General features: G+C 71.4%; 17 protein-coding genes and 2 tRNA genes. 8 read left to right on the plus strand and 11 right to left on the minus strand.

The window, feature by feature from the left end:
- Positions 1 to 9 precede the first annotated feature (9 nt).
- From ehuA to ACIBTS_RS45385, 3 genes are all read left to right on the plus strand, one after another.
- Positions 10 to 786: an ectoine/hydroxyectoine ABC transporter ATP-binding protein EhuA gene (gene ehuA, locus ACIBTS_RS45375; protein WP_399327266.1), complete on the plus strand. Its 777-nt coding sequence runs from the start codon at positions 10 to 12 to the stop codon at positions 784 to 786.
- 272 nt (positions 787 to 1,058) lie between these two features.
- The gene (locus tag ACIBTS_RS45380) at positions 1,059 to 1,817 is read left to right on the plus strand and encodes an IclR family transcriptional regulator C-terminal domain-containing protein (protein WP_319676172.1); all 759 of its coding nucleotides are present in this window, start codon (positions 1,059 to 1,061) and stop codon (positions 1,815 to 1,817) included.
- A gap of 80 nt (positions 1,818 to 1,897) precedes the next feature.
- A tRNA-Lys gene (locus tag ACIBTS_RS45385) sits at positions 1,898 to 1,971 on the plus strand.
- Here ACIBTS_RS45385 and ACIBTS_RS45390 read toward each other — a convergent pair.
- From ACIBTS_RS45390 to ACIBTS_RS45410, 5 genes are all read right to left on the minus strand, one after another.
- Positions 1,937 to 3,721 carry an AMP-binding protein gene (locus ACIBTS_RS45390; protein ID WP_399327239.1) on the minus strand — a complete coding sequence of 595 codons (1,785 nt, stop codon included), beginning with the start codon at positions 3,719 to 3,721 and terminating at the stop codon, positions 1,937 to 1,939. The two genes, ACIBTS_RS45385 and ACIBTS_RS45390, sit on opposite strands and share 35 nt — an antisense overlap.
- A gap of 40 nt (positions 3,722 to 3,761) precedes the next feature.
- Complete coding sequence (locus ACIBTS_RS45395) at positions 3,762 to 4,223, minus strand: DUF3592 domain-containing protein (protein WP_399327241.1); 462 nt, start codon at positions 4,221 to 4,223, stop codon at positions 3,762 to 3,764.
- Between the two features lie 89 nt (positions 4,224 to 4,312).
- Positions 4,313 to 4,918 (minus strand): lytic polysaccharide monooxygenase, encoded by a 606-nt coding sequence (locus tag ACIBTS_RS45400; RefSeq protein WP_399327242.1) that lies wholly within the window; start codon positions 4,916 to 4,918, stop codon positions 4,313 to 4,315.
- A 130-nt stretch (positions 4,919 to 5,048) separates the two neighbouring features.
- On the minus strand, positions 5,049 to 6,158 hold the full coding sequence (locus ACIBTS_RS45405) for an SPFH domain-containing protein (RefSeq protein WP_399327244.1): 1,110 nt from the start codon (positions 6,156 to 6,158) through the stop codon (positions 5,049 to 5,051).
- Between the two features lie 67 nt (positions 6,159 to 6,225).
- The gene (locus ACIBTS_RS45410) at positions 6,226 to 7,737 is read right to left on the minus strand and encodes a peptidoglycan-binding protein (RefSeq protein ID WP_399327246.1); all 1,512 of its coding nucleotides are present in this window, start codon (positions 7,735 to 7,737) and stop codon (positions 6,226 to 6,228) included.
- 194 nt (positions 7,738 to 7,931) lie between these two features.
- Between ACIBTS_RS45410 and ACIBTS_RS45415 the strand changes: the two genes are divergently transcribed.
- The 3 genes from ACIBTS_RS45415 (at position 7,932) to ACIBTS_RS45425 (ending at position 12,160) form a co-directional block, all read left to right on the plus strand.
- Positions 7,932 to 8,005: transfer RNA gene (locus ACIBTS_RS45415), tRNA-Lys, on the plus strand.
- Positions 8,006 to 8,255: 250 nt separating this feature from the next.
- Positions 8,256 to 10,214: a glycosyltransferase family 2 protein gene (locus ACIBTS_RS45420; protein WP_399327248.1), complete on the plus strand. Its 1,959-nt coding sequence runs from the start codon at positions 8,256 to 8,258 to the stop codon at positions 10,212 to 10,214.
- Positions 10,211 to 12,160, plus strand: a complete 1,950-nt coding sequence (locus tag ACIBTS_RS45425) for a galactose oxidase-like domain-containing protein (protein WP_399327251.1) — start codon at positions 10,211 to 10,213, stop codon at positions 12,158 to 12,160. Before ACIBTS_RS45420 ends, ACIBTS_RS45425 begins: the two co-directional genes overlap by 4 nt.
- Positions 12,161 to 12,337: 177 nt before the next feature.
- On the opposite strand, the gene ACIBTS_RS45430 is transcribed toward ACIBTS_RS45425, so the two are convergent.
- The 6 genes from ACIBTS_RS45430 to ACIBTS_RS45455 all read right to left on the minus strand — a co-directional run bounded on the left by ACIBTS_RS45430 (position 12,338) and on the right by ACIBTS_RS45455 (position 18,484).
- Positions 12,338 to 13,375: a glycoside hydrolase family 6 protein gene (locus ACIBTS_RS45430; protein ID WP_399327252.1), complete on the minus strand. Its 1,038-nt coding sequence runs from the start codon at positions 13,373 to 13,375 to the stop codon at positions 12,338 to 12,340.
- Between the two features lie 310 nt (positions 13,376 to 13,685).
- Complete coding sequence (locus ACIBTS_RS45435; RefSeq protein WP_399327254.1) at positions 13,686 to 14,345, minus strand: class F sortase; 660 nt, start codon at positions 14,343 to 14,345, stop codon at positions 13,686 to 13,688.
- A gap of 3 nt (positions 14,346 to 14,348) precedes the next feature.
- Complete coding sequence (locus ACIBTS_RS45440) at positions 14,349 to 15,092, minus strand: hypothetical protein (protein ID WP_399327256.1); 744 nt, start codon at positions 15,090 to 15,092, stop codon at positions 14,349 to 14,351.
- A gap of 104 nt (positions 15,093 to 15,196) precedes the next feature.
- Positions 15,197 to 15,976 carry an HAD-IIA family hydrolase gene (locus ACIBTS_RS45445; protein WP_079662019.1) on the minus strand — a complete coding sequence of 260 codons (780 nt, stop codon included), beginning with the start codon at positions 15,974 to 15,976 and terminating at the stop codon, positions 15,197 to 15,199.
- Positions 15,977 to 16,121: 145 nt separating this feature from the next.
- Positions 16,122 to 17,042: a hypothetical protein gene (locus ACIBTS_RS45450; RefSeq protein ID WP_399327268.1), complete on the minus strand. Its 921-nt coding sequence runs from the start codon at positions 17,040 to 17,042 to the stop codon at positions 16,122 to 16,124.
- Between the two features lie 233 nt (positions 17,043 to 17,275).
- Positions 17,276 to 18,484 carry an ROK family protein gene (locus ACIBTS_RS45455; RefSeq protein ID WP_399327258.1) on the minus strand — a complete coding sequence of 403 codons (1,209 nt, stop codon included), beginning with the start codon at positions 18,482 to 18,484 and terminating at the stop codon, positions 17,276 to 17,278.
- A gap of 56 nt (positions 18,485 to 18,540) precedes the next feature.
- On the opposite strand from ACIBTS_RS45455, the gene ACIBTS_RS45460 reads away from it, so the two are divergent.
- Together ACIBTS_RS45460 and ACIBTS_RS45465 are read left to right on the plus strand one after the other, a co-directional pair.
- Positions 18,541 to 19,620, plus strand: a complete 1,080-nt coding sequence (locus ACIBTS_RS45460; RefSeq protein ID WP_399327260.1) for a Gfo/Idh/MocA family oxidoreductase — start codon at positions 18,541 to 18,543, stop codon at positions 19,618 to 19,620.
- Positions 19,620 to 20,126 carry a heme-degrading domain-containing protein gene (locus tag ACIBTS_RS45465; RefSeq protein WP_399327262.1) on the plus strand — a complete coding sequence of 169 codons (507 nt, stop codon included), beginning with the start codon at positions 19,620 to 19,622 and terminating at the stop codon, positions 20,124 to 20,126. The genes ACIBTS_RS45460 and ACIBTS_RS45465 overlap by 1 nt, the downstream gene beginning before the upstream one ends.
- Positions 20,127 to 20,355: the final 229 nt, after the last annotated feature.

Here is a 20,355-nt window from a genome sequence, read left to right on the forward strand (position 1 = left end):
ACCCATCTGATGAAGGATTCCGACGCAGGCGCCAATCCGCCGGTGGACGGCAGCGAGCTGATCCGCCTGGAGCAGGTCACCAAGCGGTTCGGGTCGAACACCGTGCTCGACCGGCTCGACTTCTCCGTGGAGTCCGGCAAGCACGTGACGCTGATCGGCCCGTCCGGCTCCGGCAAGACGACCATCCTGCGGCTGCTGATGACGCTGACCAAGCCCGACGAGGGGACCATCACGGTCGCCGGGGAGAAGCTGTTCCCGGCCCCCGAGAAGCAGATCCGGGAGGTCCGCAAGAAGATCGGGATGGTGTTCCAGCAGTTCAACCTGTTCCCGAACATGACCGTGCTGCGGAACGTCACCGAGGCCCCGGTGACCGTCCTCGGCCTGTCCAAGGACGAGGCCGAGGAGCGCGCCCGGGAGCTGCTGGACCTGGTCGGCCTCGCCGACAAGGCCGACGCCCGGCCCACCCAGCTGTCCGGCGGGCAGCAGCAGCGCGTGGCGATCGCGCGGGCGCTGGCGATGCGGCCGCAGGTGCTGCTCCTGGACGAGGTCACCTCGGCGCTCGACCCCGAGCTGGTCGCGGGCGTCCTCGACGTGCTCAGGGACATCGCCCGCACCACCGACATCACGATGCTCTGTGTGACCCACGAGATGAACTTCGCCCGGGACATCTCCGACCAGGTCCTGATGTTCGACGCGGGCCGGGTCATCGAGTCGGGCCCGCCGGAGAAGATCTTCGGTTCGCCGGAGCAGGAACGGACGCGGGAGTTCCTGAGCGCGGTGCTGTGACGTCGGTGCGGTGACGCCGGTGCGGTGACGCCGGTGCGGTGCGGCCGGGTGAGCGAGAGCGCTGGTCTAGGCGGCGGGTCATGACATAGGCATATGCCAGCGGGCCAGTGTCGCAGTTCGGCGAGTCGTAAGTGCAACACATTCTCGCCAACAACCCCTCCCACCCGGCCTCTTGGCCGTTATCGTGGAAGGTGATTCGCTGTCAGGATCACGCTGCCAGGATCACTGTCAAGATCACGGATCACGGCCAGAAAGCGACCAGGGGGGAAACCGTGGCGCTGAAGCACGAGCCGACCGCGCCGTACCACTCGGCCCAGGAAGCGTTGCGCGTCCTGGAGACGGTGGCGCGGCACTCCACCGGTGTCACCGACGCCCAACTCTCCCGCCAGACCGGCCTCACCGCGGAGCGACTGACCACGCTCCTGCGCATGCTGCGCCGCGAAGGCTACGTCGAGCAGATCGCCGACGGCGCGTACGTCACGGGCGACGCGCTCGCCCGGCTGGGCTCCGCCCACCACCGCGAGCAGGCCCTGCGCGACAAGCTCCAGCACACCCTCGACCGGCTCCGCGACTCCGTCGGCGCCGCCGTCTACATCAGCCGGTACGTCGACGGCGAGGTCACGATCACCCAGTACGCCGACGGCCCCGCCACGCCGTCCGTCAACGAGTGGGTCGACTTCCGCTACTCCGCGCACGCCACCGCGCTCGGCAAGAGCATCCTCGGCCAGCTCGATCACAACGGCCGGCGCGATCACCTCTCCCGGCACAAGATGGCCCGGCTCACCTCCCGCACCATCACCAGCGACAAGCTGCTGCTCTCCCGCCTGGAGGCCCAGCCGCCCACGGTCCCGGTGCTCGACCTCCAGGAGTACGCGATCGGCACGGTCTGCGCGGCCGTCCCGATCACCGCGGGGTCCACGGCCGGCTGTCTGGCCCTGTCCCTGCCCCTCGCGCACGCCCACCGCCTCCGCCAGGCCGCCGACGCCCTGAACAGGAACGCGGCGCCGGTACTGCTGTCGCTCGCGATCTGAAGGGGTGGTCGGAAGCACCCTCGCGGACCAGGTAGTATTTTCTCCGTCGCCAGCCGCCGAAGGCGGAGGGCGGGAGTCATGCGCCGCTAGCTCAGTTGGTTAGAGCAGCTGACTCTTAATCAGCGGGTCCGGGGTTCGAGTCCCTGGCGGCGCACAGATGAAGGGCCTCTCGTGGACACGAGGGGCCCTTCGCCTTGCCCCGCCTGTCCAGCCTGTCCAGCCAGTCCCGCCAGTCCCGCCTGCCCCGCCTGTTCGGCCTGTCCGGCCTGTTCGGCCTGTCCGGCCTGTCCGGCTCCCACGGCCTCCCCCGCCTCCTCCGCCGTCAGCCTTCGGTACGTCGCCTCCCCCGGCGCTCGCCACCACACCGGGTCGGCACAGCGCACGCCCTCCCTGCGCAGCAACGCCCGGTGGATCTTGTTCGTGGCGGTGACGGGCATCCGGTCCACCACCCGTACGAACCGGGGCGCCATCTTCGTGCCCAGGTCGGGCTGGGCGAGCAGGAACTCGGCGAAGGCGAGCGGGTCGAAGGTCCCGGCCAGCGTCGCCATCACCTGATCGCCGGTCACCGGGTCCGGGACCGCGTAGACGGCGACGGCGTCCGCGCCCTCGTACCGGGCGAGGATGTTCTCGATCATCGCGGCGGCCAGGTTCTCGCTGTCGACGCGGAGCCGGTCGTCGGTGCGGCCCGCGAAGTAGAGGAAGCCGTCGGAGTCGCCGTAGAAGAGGTCGCCGGTCCAGTACGCGCCGTCCTCCCGGCGCCGCTCCGCCTCCGCCGCCGGGTTGCGCCAGTAGCCCTCGAAGGGGTTCGGGCCCCGGTTGACCAGCTCCCCTATCGCCTGCTCACCGTTCAGCAGCCGGCCGCCCGGGTCGAACTCGGCCGGCGGACACTCGGCGCGCGTCTTGGGGTCGAGTACGACGAGCCCGGGCGCCGCCCTCCCGACCGCGCCCGCCGGGGTCCCCGGCGACCACTGCACGGCCGCCCCGCCCTCCGACGAGCCGTACCCCTCCACCAGCCGCACCCCGAACCGCCGCTCGAAGGCCGCCGCGTCCACCGCCCCCGCCTCGGTGCCGAAGCCGAGCCGCAGCGCGTGGTCCCGGTCGTCGGGGCCGGGCTCGGTGGCCAGGACGTACTGGATCGCCCGGCCCACGTAGGTGAAGTACGTCGCCCGGTAGCGCCGTACGTCCGTCAGGAAACCGGAGGCCGAGAACCGTCGCCGCAGGGCCACGCCCGCGCCGGCGGCCAGCGCGGGCGCCCAGTCGGCGATCACCGCGTTGCCGTGGAACATCGGCATGCAGACATAGTGCACGTCGTCCGGCCGGACCGAGAACTGCCCGGCCAGCGAGCGCCCGGCGGCGGACAGCCGGCCCTGGGTGCACAGGGCCGCCTTGGGCGCGCCGGTCGAGCCGGACGTGAAGTAGAGGAGGAGCCGGTCGGCGGGAGTGGCGCGGGAGGGGTCCGGGCGGGCGTCCGTGTACGGCGCGAGCAGGTCGTCGTACTCCGGGGTGCCGGTGATCAGCAGCCGGACCCCGGGCAGGTCGAGGCCCCTGAGGAGGGGGAGGTGGGTGTGTTCGGTGATGAGGAGGCGGCACTCGGTGTGCAGGATGTCCCGGGCCAGTTCGGGGCCCCGCCGGGTGGGGTTGATCCCGGCCACCGCCGCGCCGGCGAGCGCCGCGGCGGACAGCCAGAGCGGGAACTCCGGGGTGTTGTCCAGCAGCACCCCGAGGTGCGGCGGGCCGTCCGACGGCAGCAGGTCGGCCAGCAGCGCCGCCCGCGCGGCGGCGCCGGCGGCGACCTCGTGGTGGGTGAGGACCGGCTTCCCGGGGTCTTCACACCACAGTCCCGGACGGTGGTCGCCCCACCGTGCTGCTACCAGTTCGGCGACGGTATCCCCGGTGGACTCCATGGCCGCGCACAGTAGTTGACGCATCGTCAGATGTGGAGGGCTAGGGCATGAAGCCGTCGCTCTCGGCGAACATCCAGTGGGCGGTGACCATGAAGAACACGCAGAAGGCGATGCACGCGCCGAGGAAGAGCAGCAGGCATCCCGACTCGGCGAAGAGCCTGCCGGGGGCCGGGGCCTTGGCCGTGGCCTCCTCGGGGTGCCCGGCCGCGTAGTGGACGGTCACGATGTCGCCCTCGAGGGTCGTCCCGGGGCCGTTCGCCTCCTCGAAGCGAATCGTGCGGCCGTCGCGGGTGGTGAACTCGTAGACGTGGTGCAGGGTCGTGCTGACCATGGTGTCGCCGCCGCCGCTGGTCGTCGTGTACGACCGCAGACAGCGCGCCTCCGCGGTGAGACCGCCGCTCCAGGCCCGGGCGACCCGCCGGGAGCGGCGGAGCAGACCCAACACGCCGAAGAGCAGGCCGGCGATCATGACCGACGGCACAAGGTAGAAGAAGGCTTCCATGAGCTCCCCCGAGGTTCCGGCGCCGGCCTGGTCGTGCCGGCGTGCAGGGAACGTACCCGGGCGGGACCCCGGAGGAGCTCAAGCGATGCTCAGAACGTGACGTCGGAGCAGGCGTAGAACGCGTTGGTCGTGTCGGCGATCGTCCACACCGCGACGATCATGTGCCGTCCGCTGAGCCCGGACGGCAGCGTGCCGCTGTGCGAGAGGGTGGCCGGGGGCCGCTGACCGCCGTAGGGCACGGTCAGGAACGGGGTGAGGGTGAGGTCGGAGCGGGCCAGGTTGTGGTTCCGGTTCCAGCCCTGCCTGGTGACGTAGTACTTGAAGTCGGTCGTGGCGTGCATCGCGGTGAACTGCCAGCGGAAGGTGTAGCTCTGGCCGCCGGTCACCTTGGTGGTCGGCCATGCCCCGCCCGAGGGGGTCTTCGGGCTGTCGAGTTGGGCGAAGCGGGTGTTGTTCGCGGAGCAGATCCGCCCGTCCGCCGCGCCGGACGCCGGGAAGCCCTTCGGGCCCTCGACGCTCTGCGGCTCCCACTGGATGTCGCCGCAGCCCGTGACGGTGCCGTTCTGGCAGAGCTTCTGCCTGCTGATGGGGAGGTCGGTGTAGCCGTGGCTGCTGGCGCCGCCGGCCGAGAGCACGAAGGCTCCGGCGGTGGCGAGGCCCAGCACGGCGGCGTGGAGCCTGGTCTTTTTGCGCATGCTGTCGCTCCTGGAGAACGTGGGGAGTTCACTGAGCTGAGCCGTGCAGGTCTAGACCAAGTTCGAGATTATTGCCGTTTCTTGGCTGTGTCCATATCAAAGACACGGCCTGCCTCCCTCATGGCGCCCCTCACGGCGTCTGTTCCGAACGCCCCGCGCAGAAGGCCACGGTCAGGTCCTTCACCAGCGCCTTGCGCTCGTAGTCGTCGAGCTCCACCAGCCCTCGCATGGTCAGCCGGGTCACCGTGTCCTCCACCGAGTCGACGACCGACGTCAGCACCGTCGCCCGGTGCTGGGCGTCGAGCGCGGCGATCCGGCGGCGGTTCATCGCGGCGGCCACCTCGGGGGCGTACTCGATGCGCAGCGGCTGAACGGAGTACACCTCCAGACCGATGGCGCCCGCGTCCTGCGCGACCTGCCGCGTCAGCGCCTCCCCCGCCGTCTCCACCGAACCCCGTCCCGCGCCCGGCGTCTCCACCGGGATCCGGGCGAGGGCCGCCTCGACGCATTCACGCAGATACGTCTCGTGGTCGTCGACGCCGAGCGTGGCCCGCGCGGTGTCCCGCACCCGCCACACCACCAGGGCCACCACCCGCAGCGCGACCCCACTGCCGTCGGCGGCGGGCATCGGCTCACTGCGCCAGTGCCGCAGCCGTACGTCCACCCGGCGGCGCAGCAGCAGCGGGTTCACCCACAGCAGACCGGTGCGCCGCACGGTCCCCCGGTAGCGGCCGAACAGATCGAGCACCCAGGCCCGCCCCGTCCGCCCCCGGGCGAGACCGCCGAAGCCGAACAGACCCAGCGCGCCCGCACCCGCGTACGCCGCCCACTGCGCCGGACCGAGCCCGGCGCCCGCGAACTCCGGCAGCCGCAACGCCCGCACCGCCAGCGGCGGCAGCACCCCGGCCCACCACGAGGCGGCCACACAGCCCGCCGCCCCGCAGGCCCCGGCGAACACTCCCACCGCGCCCGGCAGCACCCGGGCCCGCCGCTCCGCCAACTCGGGGTCGACCTGCGCCACCGGCCGCGGTACGGCCGGCGTCGGCCGGCGCAGCCGCGGCTGCTCGCCGGTGCCCGCCCGGCTGCCCACCACGGCGGGCCCGAGCGGCACCGGCCGCGGCTCGGGCTCGTCACGGAACAGCAGGTGGACGGGGATCTCGGTGGTCGCCTCGTTCTGGATGAGCCGGCCGGGCCTGGACGGCCCGTCGGACTCGGGCGTCTGTGAAGTGGTCGTGTGCATTGCGTGCCTCCAGCCTCCGCACCAGATACGCCATGACAGTGAGTGGGTTGTGGGGAGGGAACCGCGGTCACAGGAAGAGCCGCCGCCAGGTCTCCGGGCCCGGGTAGCCGTCGGCCGCGCCGCCGCGCCAGCCCTGGGCGCGCTGGAAGGCCTCGACTCCGCGCCGGTCCGCCTCGCCCCAGCGCGGCCCCGGCCCGGACGTGTAGTACCTGCCGAACCCCTTCTTCACCAGCCGCTTCCCCAACTGGGTGACGTACGCGTTCTGCGCACCCGGGCGGAAGGCGGCCCGGCCGGGGTACGGGGGAATGCGCGGCGTCACGGAAGCGGCGGGCGGGCCGACCACCCCGTTTCCGGCGGCCGCCCCGTTTCCGGCGGTGGTGGCTGGGCCGACGGCGGTGGCGGGGCTGCCCCCGCTGCCGGTGGTCGTCCCGGGAGGCAGCGAGGCCTCGATGTTCCTGCCCTGGTGGGTGACGAGCAGGGCCCAGGTCCGCGGGCCGGGGATGCCGTCGGCGTCGGGGCCGCTCCAGCCCTGGGCGCGCTGGAAGGCCATGGTGGCCCAGCCGTCGGAGGCCGACCAGCGCGGACCGGGGCCCGAGGCGTAGAAACGCGCGCCGCCGCGCTCGACGAGAAGCCGGCCGAGCAGGGTGACGTACTGATTGTTCGCGCCGGGCCCGAAAGCCGCCCGCCCCGGATACGGCGTCGAGGCGACGTCCCCGGTCCCGGGCCTGTTCCCGTCGCCACCGGCATTGCCGGCCTGTGTCCCGGTACCGGCACCGGCACTGACACCGGTACTGGTGCTGGTGCCGGTACCCGCCGCGGTGCCGGTGCCCGGTGTGGTCGCCGTGAGGCCCTTGTAGCGATAGGGCACGTATCGGTCGGAATTGCTCCAATAGGCGTAGGGAGTGGCCTGGCGGCGAGTGGTCGGGCGGGTCTGCTCGTAGACGACGTAGTAGCTGTGGGTGTAGTCCGTCCAGCCGGCGAAAAGGACGACGTGCGAGCCTTTCTCGGGGTCGGTCGGATTGTGGAACAGCAGAATGTCGCCGGGCCGGAGTTCCTCCTTGGAAATCCGCGTCCCGAACTGGTTGAGGCTGCCCGTCCACTCGTTCCCCGGCAGGTTCCAGGCCATGGAGACGAAGCCCGAGCAGTCCTGCCGGTAACCGTCGTACCAGTAGGTGTCCATGCTGTACGGGACCTCGGCGGAAACCCATTCCTTGGCCCGTCTGATGATGTCGGCCCGGGTCGTCGGGGGCGTTCTGACCGGTCCCGTCAGGCCCCCGGGGTGCGCCGACTGGCCGGCCGGTCCATGCAGCGGCGCCTTGCCACCCTGGGGCGTGTCGGGCTCGTCACCTGCGGGAACGCCGGGCCCGTCGGGGGCCTGCGCGGCGGCGACGGCGGGCAGCGCATGGCCCGCGCCGAGCGCCGCAGCCGTCACGGCGGCGACGGCAACGGCACGGTGGACGGCCGGGCGACCGCCGAACGGCGCGGGCGGGGAATGCCGGCTCGCCCGCCGCCGCGCTACACATCCGGGGCATTCGCAGTCGCTCGCGGGAGCGAATTCCTCGAATACCGGAGCCGCCATGCGATTCCCCTCACACTCCAGCTGGAAATGTCCGCGACTGTGCACACAGGGCAGTTTCTCAACCGTCTTCCCGACGCGCATGCTGACGGTCCGAATGATGTACCCGCGCCCATGGCGGGGGCGGCGGGGAGCGGGGTCGGGAACGGGTGGTCCTGGGCACCCTCGGAGGTCCTGTAGAGTTCTCTCGTCAGCAGGCGCCGCTAGCTCAGTTGGTTAGAGCAGCTGACTCTTAATCAGCGGGTCCGGGGTTCGAGTCCCTGGCGGCGCACAGACACCGAAGGCCTCTCGCGAAAGCGAGGGGCCTTCGTTCGTATCCGCGTGCGAATACCCACAGCGGGTTCACGAAACGCACCACACTCCCACATGCGCCACATTGCGACCGTATGACCGGTAAACAGAGCGTTTCACATCTTGCGATCATGCTGAACCCCATAGAACCCTGGTTCTCAAGATGCTGCGGATTCGCGGCAGTTGGGGGGATTTACACGCGGTGCGAGCCGCGTGTGGGGGGATGATTCATGACGGTGCCTGCGCACCACCATGCGGGACGTTCCGGCGGCACGGTGACCTACCGCCGCCTCAGAAGGTCTCTGCCGAAGTACGACTACGAGCACTACAGCCGACTGGCGGGGCCCCTCACCCAGCCGGAGCCGGGCAGACCGTACACCGTCCGCTACCGCTCGCTGCTGGCCCAGGAGCCGCACCGGATCCGGGCCGCGCTGATGCTCTGCGCTGCGCCGCTGCTGTCGGTGGTGCTGCTGGTGTGGCTGCTGCGGCCGGCGCACTGGACCGAGCGCGACCACCCGGCCCACGGTTTCCTGCCCGCCCTCGACACCGTGATGCTGGTGTCGATCGGCCTGATCGAGTTCTTCCGCTGTCTGAACGTGCTGTCCAACGCGCACGCCACCCTGGTCGCCCGCGACCCCGTCCCGGTGGTGCCCCAGACCGGCACCCGCGTCGCCTTCCTCACCTCCTTCGTGCCCGGCAAGGAGCCCCTGGAGATGGTGACGAAGACCCTTCAGGCCGCCGTCCGGCTGCGCCACCGGGGTCTGCTGCACGTCTGGCTGCTCGACGAGGGCGACGACCCCGAGGTGAAGGAGGTCTGCGCGCGCCTGGGCGTGCACCACTTCAGCCGCAAGGGCGTCGAGCGCTGGAACCGGCCGTCGGGCCCGCACCGCGCGAAGACCAAGCACGGCAACTACAACGCCTGGCTGGAGGCCCACGGCGACGCCTACGACTACTTCGCCTCCGTCGACACCGACCACGTACCGCTGCCCAACTATCTGGAGCGGATGCTGGGCTACTTCCGCGACCCGGACGTCGGCTTCGTCATCGGACCGCAGGTCTACGGCAACTACGACACGTTCGTCACCAAGGCCGCGGAGTCCCAGCAGTTCCTCTTCCACGCCCTGATCCAGCGGGCCGGCAACCGCTACGGCGCCCCGATGTTCGTGGGCACCTCCAACGCCGTGCGGATCAGCGCGCTGAAGCAGATCGGCGGGCTGTACGACTCGATCACCGAGGACATGGCCACCGGCTTCGAGCTGCACCGCACCCGCAATCCGGCCACGGGACGCAGGTGGCGGTCGGTCTACACCCCGGACGTGCTCGCGGTCGGCGAGGGCCCGGCCGCCTGGACCGACTTCTTCACCCAGCAGCTGCGCTGGTCCCGCGGCACCTACGAGACGATCCTCAAGCAGTACTGGAAGGGCTTCTTCAGCATGCCGCCGGGCAAGCTCTTCAACTACACGATGATGATCGTCTTCTACCCGATGTCGGCCCTCAACTGGATCCTGGCCGCACTGAGCTGCGCGCTGTTCCTGGGCCTCGGCGCCTCGGGCGTGAACATCGACCCGGCGGTGTGGCTGATGCTGTACGGCAACGCCTCGGCGCTGCAGATCGGCCTGTACCTGTGGAACCGTCGGCACAACGTCTCCCCGCACGAGCCGGAGGGGTCGGGCGGGGTGGCCGGCATGGCCATGTCGGCGCTGTCGGCGCCGGTGTACGCCCGCTCGCTGATGGACGCCGTACTGCGCCGCAGGAGCAGGTTCGTGGTGACGCCGAAGGGGGACTCCGCCAGCCCGGACACGCTGTTCGGGACCTTCCGGATCCATCTGTTCTTCGTGCTCGTCTTCGCCGTGTCCATCGTCGCCGGGTTCGTGTTCGGGCACGCCCAGCCCGCGATGATCGTCTGGGCCTCGTTCGCGCTGCTGGTCACCGCCTCGCCGATCGTGGCGTGGCGGGTGGTCGTACGGGAGGGGAAGGTACGCGAGGCCAGGGCGCGGGAAGCGAGGGCGCGGGAGGAGAAATCGCGGGAGGTCAGAACGCGGCCGGCGCAGGAGGAGCGGGACGGCGAGCGGGTGCCGGCGCAGGGCACGGTTCCTGCGGTCGAGACCGTCTGGGAGGTCCCGGTGGGGGGTCCGGGCGGACCGGGCGGGCTGGGCGGACCGGGCGGGCTGGGGGGATGTGAGGAATGAGGGACGGGGTCGGCCGTTTCGTCGTCCATCGGCGTGCCCGAAGGTTCGCGATCACCACGGCGGTCGTCGTCGTGCTGGCCGGGACGAACGGGCCGTGGCTCTACCGCTTCGGGACGCAGCAGTACCACCAGTACGCGATCAACAAGCCCGAGTACAAGGCGGCCAACGGCCACTGGCAGATCGTCGAGTTCCCGAAGGCGTACCGCCAGGACACCATCCACGCGGTACTCCTGCACACCGGGAAGGTGCTGCTGGTCGCGGGCTCCGGCAACAACCAGGACAACTTCGACGCGAAGAAGTTCGACACCCGGATCTGGGACCCGGCGAAGGGCACCGTGAAAAAGGTGCCCACCCCCAACGACCTGTTCTGCACCGGCCACACCCAGCTCGCGAACGGCTCCGTCCTCATCGCGGGCGGGACGAAACGGTACGAGAAACTGAAGGGGGACGTCACCAAGGCCGGCGGGCTGATGATCGTCCACAACGAGAACCCGGACAAACCGATCACCCTGCCGGCGGGGACGGCGTTCACCGGGCGCGAGAACCGCAAGACGTTCGTGTCGAAGGACCCGGTCCTCGTGCCGCGCGCGACGAAGGTCTTCGACCAAAAGACCGGTAAGTTCCTGCGCAACGACCCGGGCCTCGGCCGGATCTACGTCGAGGCACAGAAGTCGGGCACGACATACGAGACCGGAACCCAGGACAATTACCGCATCCGGGGACTGAACGGCGTCGACGCGCGCAACACCTACGGCATCGCGCAGAAACTCGCTCTCGACAAGAAGGACTTCCAGGGGATCCGGGACGCCTACGAGTTCGACCCGGTCGCCGAGAAGTACATCAAGGTCGATCCGATGAACGAGGCCCGCTGGTATCCGACGCTCACGACCCTGAGCGACGGGAAGATCCTCAGCGTCTCCGGGCTCGACGACATCGGGCAGCTGGTGCCGGGCAAGAACGAGGTGTTCGACCCGGCCACCCGGAAATGGACGTACACGAAGAAGGTCCGGCAGTTTCCCACGTATCCCGCGTTGTTCCTGATGCAGGACGGAAAGATTTTCTACTCCGGTTCCAACGCGGGGTACGGGCCCGCGGACGTGGGGCGCGATCCCGGCATCTGGGACGTGACCGGCAACGGCTTCACCAGGCTGCCGGGCCTGAGCGACCCGGACCTGATGGAGACCTCGGCGACCGTGCTGCTGCCGCCCGCGCAGGACGAGCGGTACATGGTCGTCGGCGGCGGGGGCGTCGGGGAGTCGCCGCGCTCCAGCGCGCGCACCCGGCTCGTGGACCTGCTGGCCGAGAGCCCGCGCTTCGTGGACGGCCCCTCGCTGGAGAAGGGGACACGGTATCCGCAGGTTTCCGTGCTCCCCGACGACAGTGTGCTGGTGTCCGGCGGCTCGGAGGACTACCGGGGACGGGGCGACTCCAACATTCTGCAGGCCCGTCTCTATCACCCGGGGAGCAATTCGTTCGAGCGGGTCGCCGATCCGCTGGTGGGCCGCAACTACCATTCCGGGTCGCTGCTGTTGCCCGACGGCCGGGTGATGTTCTTCGGCTCCGACTCACTGTACGGCGACGCGGCGAACACGAAACCCGGAAAGTTCGAGCAGCGGATCGAGATCTATTCGCCGCCCTATCTGTATCGGGGGAAGCGGCCGGAGTTCTCCGGCGGGCCGAAGAGTATTGCCCGCGGCGCGTCCGGGGTGTTCACGTCGGCGGATGCTTCGTCCCTTCGGAAAGTGCGGCTGATTCGACCGAGTGCGTCCACGCATGTGACGGACGTGGATCAGCGGTCGGTCGCGGCCGAATTCACCGTCACGGGAAACAAGGTACGGGTCACCGTGCCGACGAACCGGAATCTGGTGCCGAGCGGCTGGTACATGCTGTTCGCCGACGACAGCCGTGGGGTTCCCAGTGAGGCGCGGTGGGTGAAGGTGCCGTAGCCAACGTACAGCGCACCGGGGGCCTTGCGGCAAGGCCCCCGCCGTGCCGCAGAATCACCGGCCGAAGCCGGTTTCTGCGGGACAAGGGGAGTCACCAAGCGCGTGTGCTGTTGTCGACGTACGGGTCGCGCGGGGACGTCGAGCAGCTGGGTCCCAGCGCCGAGTCCGCGAGTACGGTCAGCCGCGGGCCAGCCGCAGGGCGTATGTCGGCCACCACTCGCCTGCCTTGGGGCCGCCCTTGCACTCGCCGTCCGACTCACCCGGGCGCTTCACCCACAGGTAGGCGTCGACCAGGGGGTCCGCCGTCCGGGTCGTCGGGGTGGGGCCCAGGGCGCGGCCCGGCGGGTTGCACCAGCGCTCCGCCGGGTCGCCCTCCTCGTACGGGCCGTTGCCGTTGCGGCTGGTGTCGACGACGAAGTGCTTGCCGCCCGTCTTCGCCGAGAGCTGCTTGCCGTACGCGATGGAGTCCTCGGTGGAGTAGAAGTTGGAGACGTTGACGGCGAAACCGTCGGCGTGGGCCAGGCCGGCCCGCCGGAGGGGCTCGTGGATCTGGTCGGGGTGACCCCAGCCGGCGTTGCCCGCGTCCAGGTAGACCTTGGTGTTCTTCAGGGCCTTGAGGGCGGTGACAGCGTCGTCCAGGAGGTCGTAGCGCTCCTCGTGGAAGGCGGCAGGGGTGCAGCCGTCGACCAGGTGGAGGAGGGCGTCGGGTTCGAGGACGACGATCGCGGGGCGGTCGGCGATGCCCCGGGCCACCGCGGCGACCCAGGTGCGGTAGGCGGCCCCGTCGGATGCGCCGCCCTGGGAGTACTGGCCGCAGTCGCGGTGCGGGATGTTGTAGAGGACGAGGAGCGGGGTGCGGCCCACCCGGTCGGCGGCCTCGGTGAAGCCGCGGGCCTCCTGTTCCGGGTTCTCCGGGCCGAGCCACTGGCCGGCCGGCTGCTCGGCGATCTCCCGGACCGCGGCGGCCTCGTCCTTCTCCCCGGCCTGCTCGTAGACGGCCGCCTGACGGGCCGCCGAGCCGTCCGGGTTGACCCAGAACGGGTCCGCCTCCTTGGGCTGTTGGGTGACGGCGGGCCCGCTCGCCGACTCGCTCGGGGCCGGGTTCTTCACGGGTCCGCTCGTGGGCCTTTCGGCCTTGCCGTCGCCGCCCGACGAGCATGCGGCGAGCAGCAGCACCGCGCCCAACAAGGACGCGGCCCCCCTCCTGACGTACATCCAACTCCCCCTTGGGTGCACGGACTTGCTCACGGGACTTGTGCACGGCCTTCCGCCGGGCTTCCGCATCGGCCCTGCCCCGGTCTCAATCCTGACATAAGACCCGCACTGCCCACGAGAGCGCCGGAAAGCGGTCTTTACGGCCGCCAACGGGGTAGGTGAACCTCACAGCCTCCCGCGCCTGTCGCCGGGTTACTCCCGCAACCCGAGCGCGCGCGGTCGAGGACCGGCTCGGTCGGCGGTTTCCGGGGGAGCGGACCGTCGACCGGGCCGGGGCACGTGACGTGACATCACGTCACGTCACGTCACGTCAGGCGGCGGTGCCCGTCAGGTACGCCGACACGATCACGTTGGCCGTGTAGCTGCGGGTCGCCCGGTCGAAGGTGCCGCCGCAGGTGATCAGGCGCAGTTCGGCGCGGTCCGGCCGACGGGGGCCGTAGGCCTGTCGGGCGTCGAAGTGGTCGCGCTGGACGACTTCGACGTCGTCGACGGTGAACTCGGCGACCTTGCCGTCGTCCCGGACCACCCGGACCGTCTCGCCGGCCTTGAGAGTGCTGAGCCGGTAGAAGACGGCGGGCCGGGTCTCGGTGTCGACGTGTCCGACCAGCAGGGCGGTGCCCTTGGCGCCGGGTTTCGCACCGCCGGCGTACCAGCCGACGACGCCCGCCTGGTCGAAGGGCGGCGGGTCGACGGCCCCCCGGACATCGAGACCGCGCGCGACGACCGGGGCCTGGACGCCCAGGTCGGGGATGTCGACGCGCTGCGGCACCGCCTGCCCCAACGGTTTTGCCGCGGGCGGGAGTTCGGCGCCCGGGGGGCGTCCCACCGCGGCGACGTCGCCCGTCGCGGGGGCGGATATGCCGTGCCGTACGTCGGTCGCCTCGCGCCCCCACAGCCACAGCCCGAGCAGCAGCACCGCCCAGGCCAGGCCGGTGAGGAAGCGACCGGAAGAGCGTTCGCCGTCGGACATCGCCTATTCCGCCCCGCGTCTGCTGCGCATCCCGCGGAAAGCGACGACGGTCGCGGCGACGCCCGCGAGCACCAGCCCGACGACCGTCTGCGCGGTGCCGGGGCCGCGGACGTCCGCCCGCACCTCGCCTTCGGCGGCGAGCGGACGGAGCGGGGCGGCACCGCCGCCGCCCGCCTGGACAGGTGCGACGGGGGCGGTGGCGGGCGCGGCCGACGGATGCGACGGCGACGATGCGACGACCTCGATCCGGCCCTTCAGCTGTGAGTCGACGCAGGTGATCCGCACGTCGTAGCCGCCGGGCTCCAGCGAGGAGCGGATCCGGGTGTCGCCGACGAACGTGCCGCCGGTTCCACCAGTACCGCCGGTGCCGCCGGTGCCGCCGGTGCTACCGGTGCCGCCGGTGCTACCGGTGCCGCCGGTGCTACCGGTGCCGCCGGTGCTACCGGTGCCGCCGGTGCTACCGGTGCTACCGCTGACATCGAGTACGCCGGTGTCGCCGGTGTCGCCGGTGCTGACGAGTCGGGCGTCCGCGACGAAGGCGTCCGAGGCCGCGGTGGCGGTTCTGCCGCCGCAGCCGGTCACCTTCAGCGTGACGTCGGCGCCGGGCGAGGGCGCGGACGGCGTCACGGAGACGCTCCCGCTCCCGCCGCCGTCCTGGCCGCCTTCGCCCGCTGCGTACGCCGTGGGGACGAGCACCGCGGCGACGACCGCGACACCCGCACACAGTGTGACTTTCAGTGAGCCCATCGTGAACCTCCAGCTGTCTGGAGAGTCCCCCGACCGAACCCGATGCGCATCCGCAGACGGGTCCTCACTGCTCCGTATGGGTGGGTTCCGCCGTGGTGCGGGTTTCAGACGCGGTCGACGAGGTCCGCGATCGAGTCCACGACCTTCGACGGCCGGTACGGGAAGTTCTCGACCTGCTCGGGCCGGGTCAGGCCGGTGAGCACGAGGAAGGTCTGCATCCCGGCCTCCATGCCGGCCAGTACGTCGGTGTCCATGCGGTCGCCGATCATCGCGCTGGTCTCGGAGTGGGCGCCGATGGCGTTCAGCCCGGTGCGCATCATCAGCGGGTTGGGCTTGCCCGCGAAGTACGGGGTCTTGCCGGTCGCCTTGGTGATCAACGCGGCGACGGCTCCGGTGGCCGGCAGCGCGCCCTCGGCGGAGGGGCCGGTCTCGTCCGGGTTGGTGCAGATGAAACGGGCGCCGTCGTTGATGAGCCGGACGGCCTTCGTCATCGCCTCGAAGGAGTAGGTGCGGGTCTCGCCCAGGACGACGTAGTCGGGCTCGTGGTCGGTGAGGATGTAGCCGATGTCGTGCAGCGCGGTGGTCAGCCCCGCCTCGCCGATGACGTACGCCGTGCCGTCGGGCCGCTGGTCGCCGAGGAACTGGGCGGTGGCCAGCGCGGAGGTCCAGATGTTGTCGATAGGCACGTCCAGGCCCATGCGCTGGAGGCGGGCGTGCAGGTCGCGCGGGGTGTAGATCGAGTTGTTGGTGAGGACCAGGAACGGCTTGCCGGACTCGCGCAGCTTCTTCAGGAAGGCGTCGGCGCCGGGGATCGGCACGCCCTCGTGGATGAGCACACCGTCCATGTCGGTGAGCCACGACTCGATGGGCTTGCGGTCTGCCATGTGCGGGATCTCCCTGCCGTACGCATGTACGCGGTTGCTGCTCGGGTACGCGGTTGCCGCGTACGACGCCCCAGCCTAGCCACAGGCCCGATCTTGAGGGAATGGCCGGATTCGAGGCGTCCACTGGCTGGGATGCGCCCCAGCGTCAACGACGTCGACGCGCTGCTCGGCGGGCCGGTCGCCGGGCCAGCAGCAGGGCCGTTCCGGCGGCGAGGAAGCAGCCGGTGACCGCGGCGAGGCCGACAGGTGAGGTGAGACCGGTGCGGGCGAGTTCCGCGGCCTCGTCGGCGAGGGAGACGTCGCCGGAGTCCGTGGCGGAGGCGGTGGGGGTGGGGAGGGGAGACGCGAGGGAGGTGGGGAGGGACGTGGGGAGGGAAGTGCCCGTGGGGGCGGGAGTGGGGGCGCCCGAGTTGGGGGCGGTGCCGGCCTCGATGTCGGTGTCAGCGTCGGTGTCGCTGTCACTGGTGGCGGTGGCGGTGGCCGTGGCGTCGGACTCGATGGCGAAGCGGTAGTCGTTCGACTGTCCGATCCAGTCGCCGTCGTCACCGTGGCGCTGGACGACGGCCGCGTTGGCGGTGACGGTGTTCCGGACGGCGTCCGAGCCGAGCGCGAGGCGCAGTTTGACGGTGAGGGTGCGGCCGGGGCCGACGGTGAAGCCGGGGAAGTCGTCGGTTTCGTCGGCGTGCTCATCGGCGTGCTCGTCGGTAAACGCCCCGACCAGTTCGTCGTCTTCCGTGTGCACGAAGCGGACCGGGTGCGGCTCTCCGCCGGCGTAGAACTCCAGGTGCGGCTGGGACGGCTTCAGGGCGCGTCGGGCGTCGACCAGGACGACGACCGGGTGGACGCCCTCGCAGGCACGAGGGGTGGTGTTGGTGAGGTCGAGATACCAGGTGCCGAATCCGCCCCCGGCCCGGAAGGAGGCGGGGCCGCCGTGGAGGCGGGTGGTGAGGGGGAAGGCACCGGTGCCGGAGCCCGCGCAACTCGGGCCGGCTTCCGCGTGCGCGGACGCGGGGAGGAAGGCGGCGGCCGCGGCGAGGCAGAGGGAGACAGGCGGGCACAGTCGCATGAACACGTGAGCCTGCACGAAGGAACGGCGCGAGAAGCCACGGCACACCGCACGACCGTACGAATCCCCTCGTTCGGCGGAGGGACTGAGGGGCGGAGGGACTGAGGGGCGGAGGGGCGGAGGGACTGAGGGGCGGAGGGACTGAGGGGCGGAGGGACTGAGGGGCTGAGGCGAGGAGGGGCTGAGGCGAGGAGGGGCGGAGCCGAGAACTGGGGAGCCGAGGAGAGAGGGGGTCAGCCGTCCCCGCGGCCGAACACCGGTGCCAGCAGCAGTTGGGCCGCGCCCTCCGCGACGCCGCGGGCGCCGCCGGGAGCGAGGCGTACCGGTACGGCGCCCTCCGGGGACCCCTCGCGGCGGGCGCGAGCGTCGAGGACGGCCGCGACGCCGTGCACGAACGGCTCCGGGTCGGCCGCGATCGTACGACCGCCCAGCAGCACGGCGTCGATGTCGAGCAGTCCGGCCAGGTTCGCGGCGGCCTCGCCGAGTACGCGTGCCGCCTCGGCCGCGTCCCCCCGCCCGATGGCCGCCAGGCACAGCGCCTCGACGCAGCCCCGGTTGCCGCAGGTGCAGGGCGGCCCGTCCAGCTGGATGACCTGGTGTCCGAACTCCCCCGCGCCGGTGCGGGCGCCACGGTGGACGGTCCCGCCGATCACCAGGCCGGCGCCGAGGCCCGTCCCGAGGTGGAGGCAGGCGAAGGAGCCGGGCTCACCGCCGACGGCGAGGCCGAGCGCGGCCGCGTTGGTGTCCTTGTCGACGACCACCGGCGCCCCGAGCCGCGCCGCCAGCACGTCCCGCAACGGAAACCCGTCCCACTCGGGAAACCCGGTGACCCGCTGCAGCACACCACGGGCATGATCAAGGGGGCCGGGAAGAGCCACCCCGACCCCAAGGAGCGTGCCCAGCGCAAGGCGCCCCGCGGCACTTCCGGGCCCGCCCCCCATGGCAGCCGCCCCGGACCCGCCCCCCACGAAACCCCCGACCGCCTCCCCCGCCTCCCCCGCCTCCCGGGTGACCGCTGTCACCTCCCTCACCACCGCGTCCAGCACTGTCTCCGCTCCCGCGCCCAGCGACAAAGAGGTGATCCGCTCCCCCACCACCCGGCCGTCGAGGTCGGCCAGGACCACCCTCAGCTCGTCCCGGTCCAGGTGGACGCCGACCGCGTGGCCGGCGTCGGGGACCAGGCGCAGGACCGTGCGCGGCTTGCCGCCGGTCGAGGCGCGGTGGCCCGCCTCCGCCGCCAGCCCCTCCTCCCGCAGCCGCGCGGTGATCTTGCTGACCGCCTGCGGGGTGAGCCCGGTGCGCTCGGCGAGTTCGAGCCGGCTGATGCCGACCGGACCGGCCGTGCGCAGCAGGTCGAGCACGAGCGCGGTGTTGTGGCTGCGCAGGGCGAGCAGGTTCACCCCTGCGCCTGTGGGGCGACCGCCGCCGTCCGTCCTGTTCACGCCCCCATTCTCCCCTCTGCTTGCACTTTGGCAACAGCGTTGCGAAAGTGGATGCCATGACAGGTACTCCTCTCCGCGTGGGCCTGATCGGCTACGGCCTCGCAGGCTCCGTCTTCCACGCCCCGCTGATCGCCGCGACCGAGAACCTCGTCCTCGACACGGTGGTCACCTCGAACCCCGAGCGGCAGGAGCAGGCCCGCGCCGAGTTCCCGGACGTACGCGTCGCCGCCACGCCCGACGACCTGCTGGCCCGCGCCGGCGAGCTGGACCTGGTCGTCATCGCGTCCCCGAACAAGACGCACGTGCCGCTCGCGACGGCCGCGCTGAAGGCCGGTCTGCCGGTCGTCGTCGACAAGCCGGTCGCCGGCACCGCGGCCGAGGCGCGTGAGCTGGCCGCCCTCGCCGAGGAGCGCGGCCTGCTCCTGTCCGTCTTCCAGAACCGCCGCTGGGACAACGACTTCCTGACCCTGCGAGGGCTCGTCGCGGACGGCGAACTGGGCGATGTCTGGCGCTTCGAGTCCCGGTTCGAACGGTGGCGGCCGCTGCCGAAGGGCGGCTGGCGGGAGTCAGGCGACCCGGCAGAGATCGGAGGTCTCCTCTACGATCTCGGCAGTCACGTCGTCGACCAGGCGCTGGTCCTCTTCGGCCCGGTGGTCTCCGTCTACGCCGAGGCGGACGTGCGCCGCCCGGGCGCGGAGACCGACGACGACACGTTCATCGCGCTGACGCACGCGAACGGCGTCCGCTCCCACCTCTACGTCTCCGCGACGACCGCCCAGCTCGGCCCGCGCTTGCGAGTGCTGGGCTCGAAGGCGGGCTATGTGAAGTACGGCCTGGACCCGCAGGAGGCGGCGCTGAGGGAAGGCAGGCGTCCGGGCGGGACGGCGGACGCGGTCTGGGGCACGGAGCCCGAGGAGCTGTGGGGCCGTCTCGGCGCCGGAGAGTCGCCGCTGACCGGCGGCGGACGACCCGTACGGACCCTCCCCGGCGACTATCCGGCCTACTACGCTGCGGTGGCCAAGGCACTGATCGACGGCGGTCCCAACCCGGTGACCGCTGTCGAGGCGGCTGCCGCCCTCGATGTCCTGGAGGCGGCCCGCCGTTCGGCACGAGACAAGGTGGCGGTGACGCTGTAATGGGCACCCACGAGATCACCCCGAAGTTCACCCCGGAGATCACCCCGACCCTGGAGGAGCTCCAGGGTCAGGAGCGGCGGCTGGTCTTCCGCCAGTTCACGAACGACGACGCGTGGGCGCTCGGCTCACTGCTGGTGGAGCTGGCCCGCGAGCGCCAGGCGCCGGTCGCCGTCGACATCCACCGCGCCGGCCAGCAGCTCTTCCACGCGGCCCTGCCCGGCTCGACCCCGGACAACGACGCCTGGATCGCCCGCAAGCGCCGGGTGGTGGAACGCTTCGGCGCCTCCTCCTACCTGGTGGGCGCCCGCCACCGCGCCAAGGGCACGACGTTCGAGGAGTCCTCCCGCCTGGACCCCGACGCGTACGCGGCCCACGGCGGCTCCTTCCCCATCAACGTGGAGGGCGTGGGCATCGTGGGCGCGGTGACGGTGTCCGGCCTCCCGCAGCTGGAGGACCACCGCTTCGTGGTGGAGGTACTGGAACAGTTCCTGGAGAAGTACATGTAGGTGAGACGCCTTCAGGGGCGCGGGCGGGGTTGCCCGGGCCCCTAGGGCGTGTTCGAAAGTCCCGTCTGGCCCGCGACGCCTGGCACGGCGCCTCGCCGCGTTGTCGGGATCGTCCGCGTACGCCCAGTACGCGGACGACCCTCCGCCTTGCGATGCACCGCACCAGACGCCGCGGGCCCCCCCCACCCCGGGGGCGACGCGAATTTAGTAAAAACCCCAAGGACCAGTA

It is taken from the genome of Streptomyces sp. NPDC050121, from assembly GCF_044460385.1.
GTDB classification, from domain to species: domain Bacteria; phylum Actinomycetota; class Actinomycetes; order Streptomycetales; family Streptomycetaceae; genus Streptomyces; species Streptomyces soliscabiei.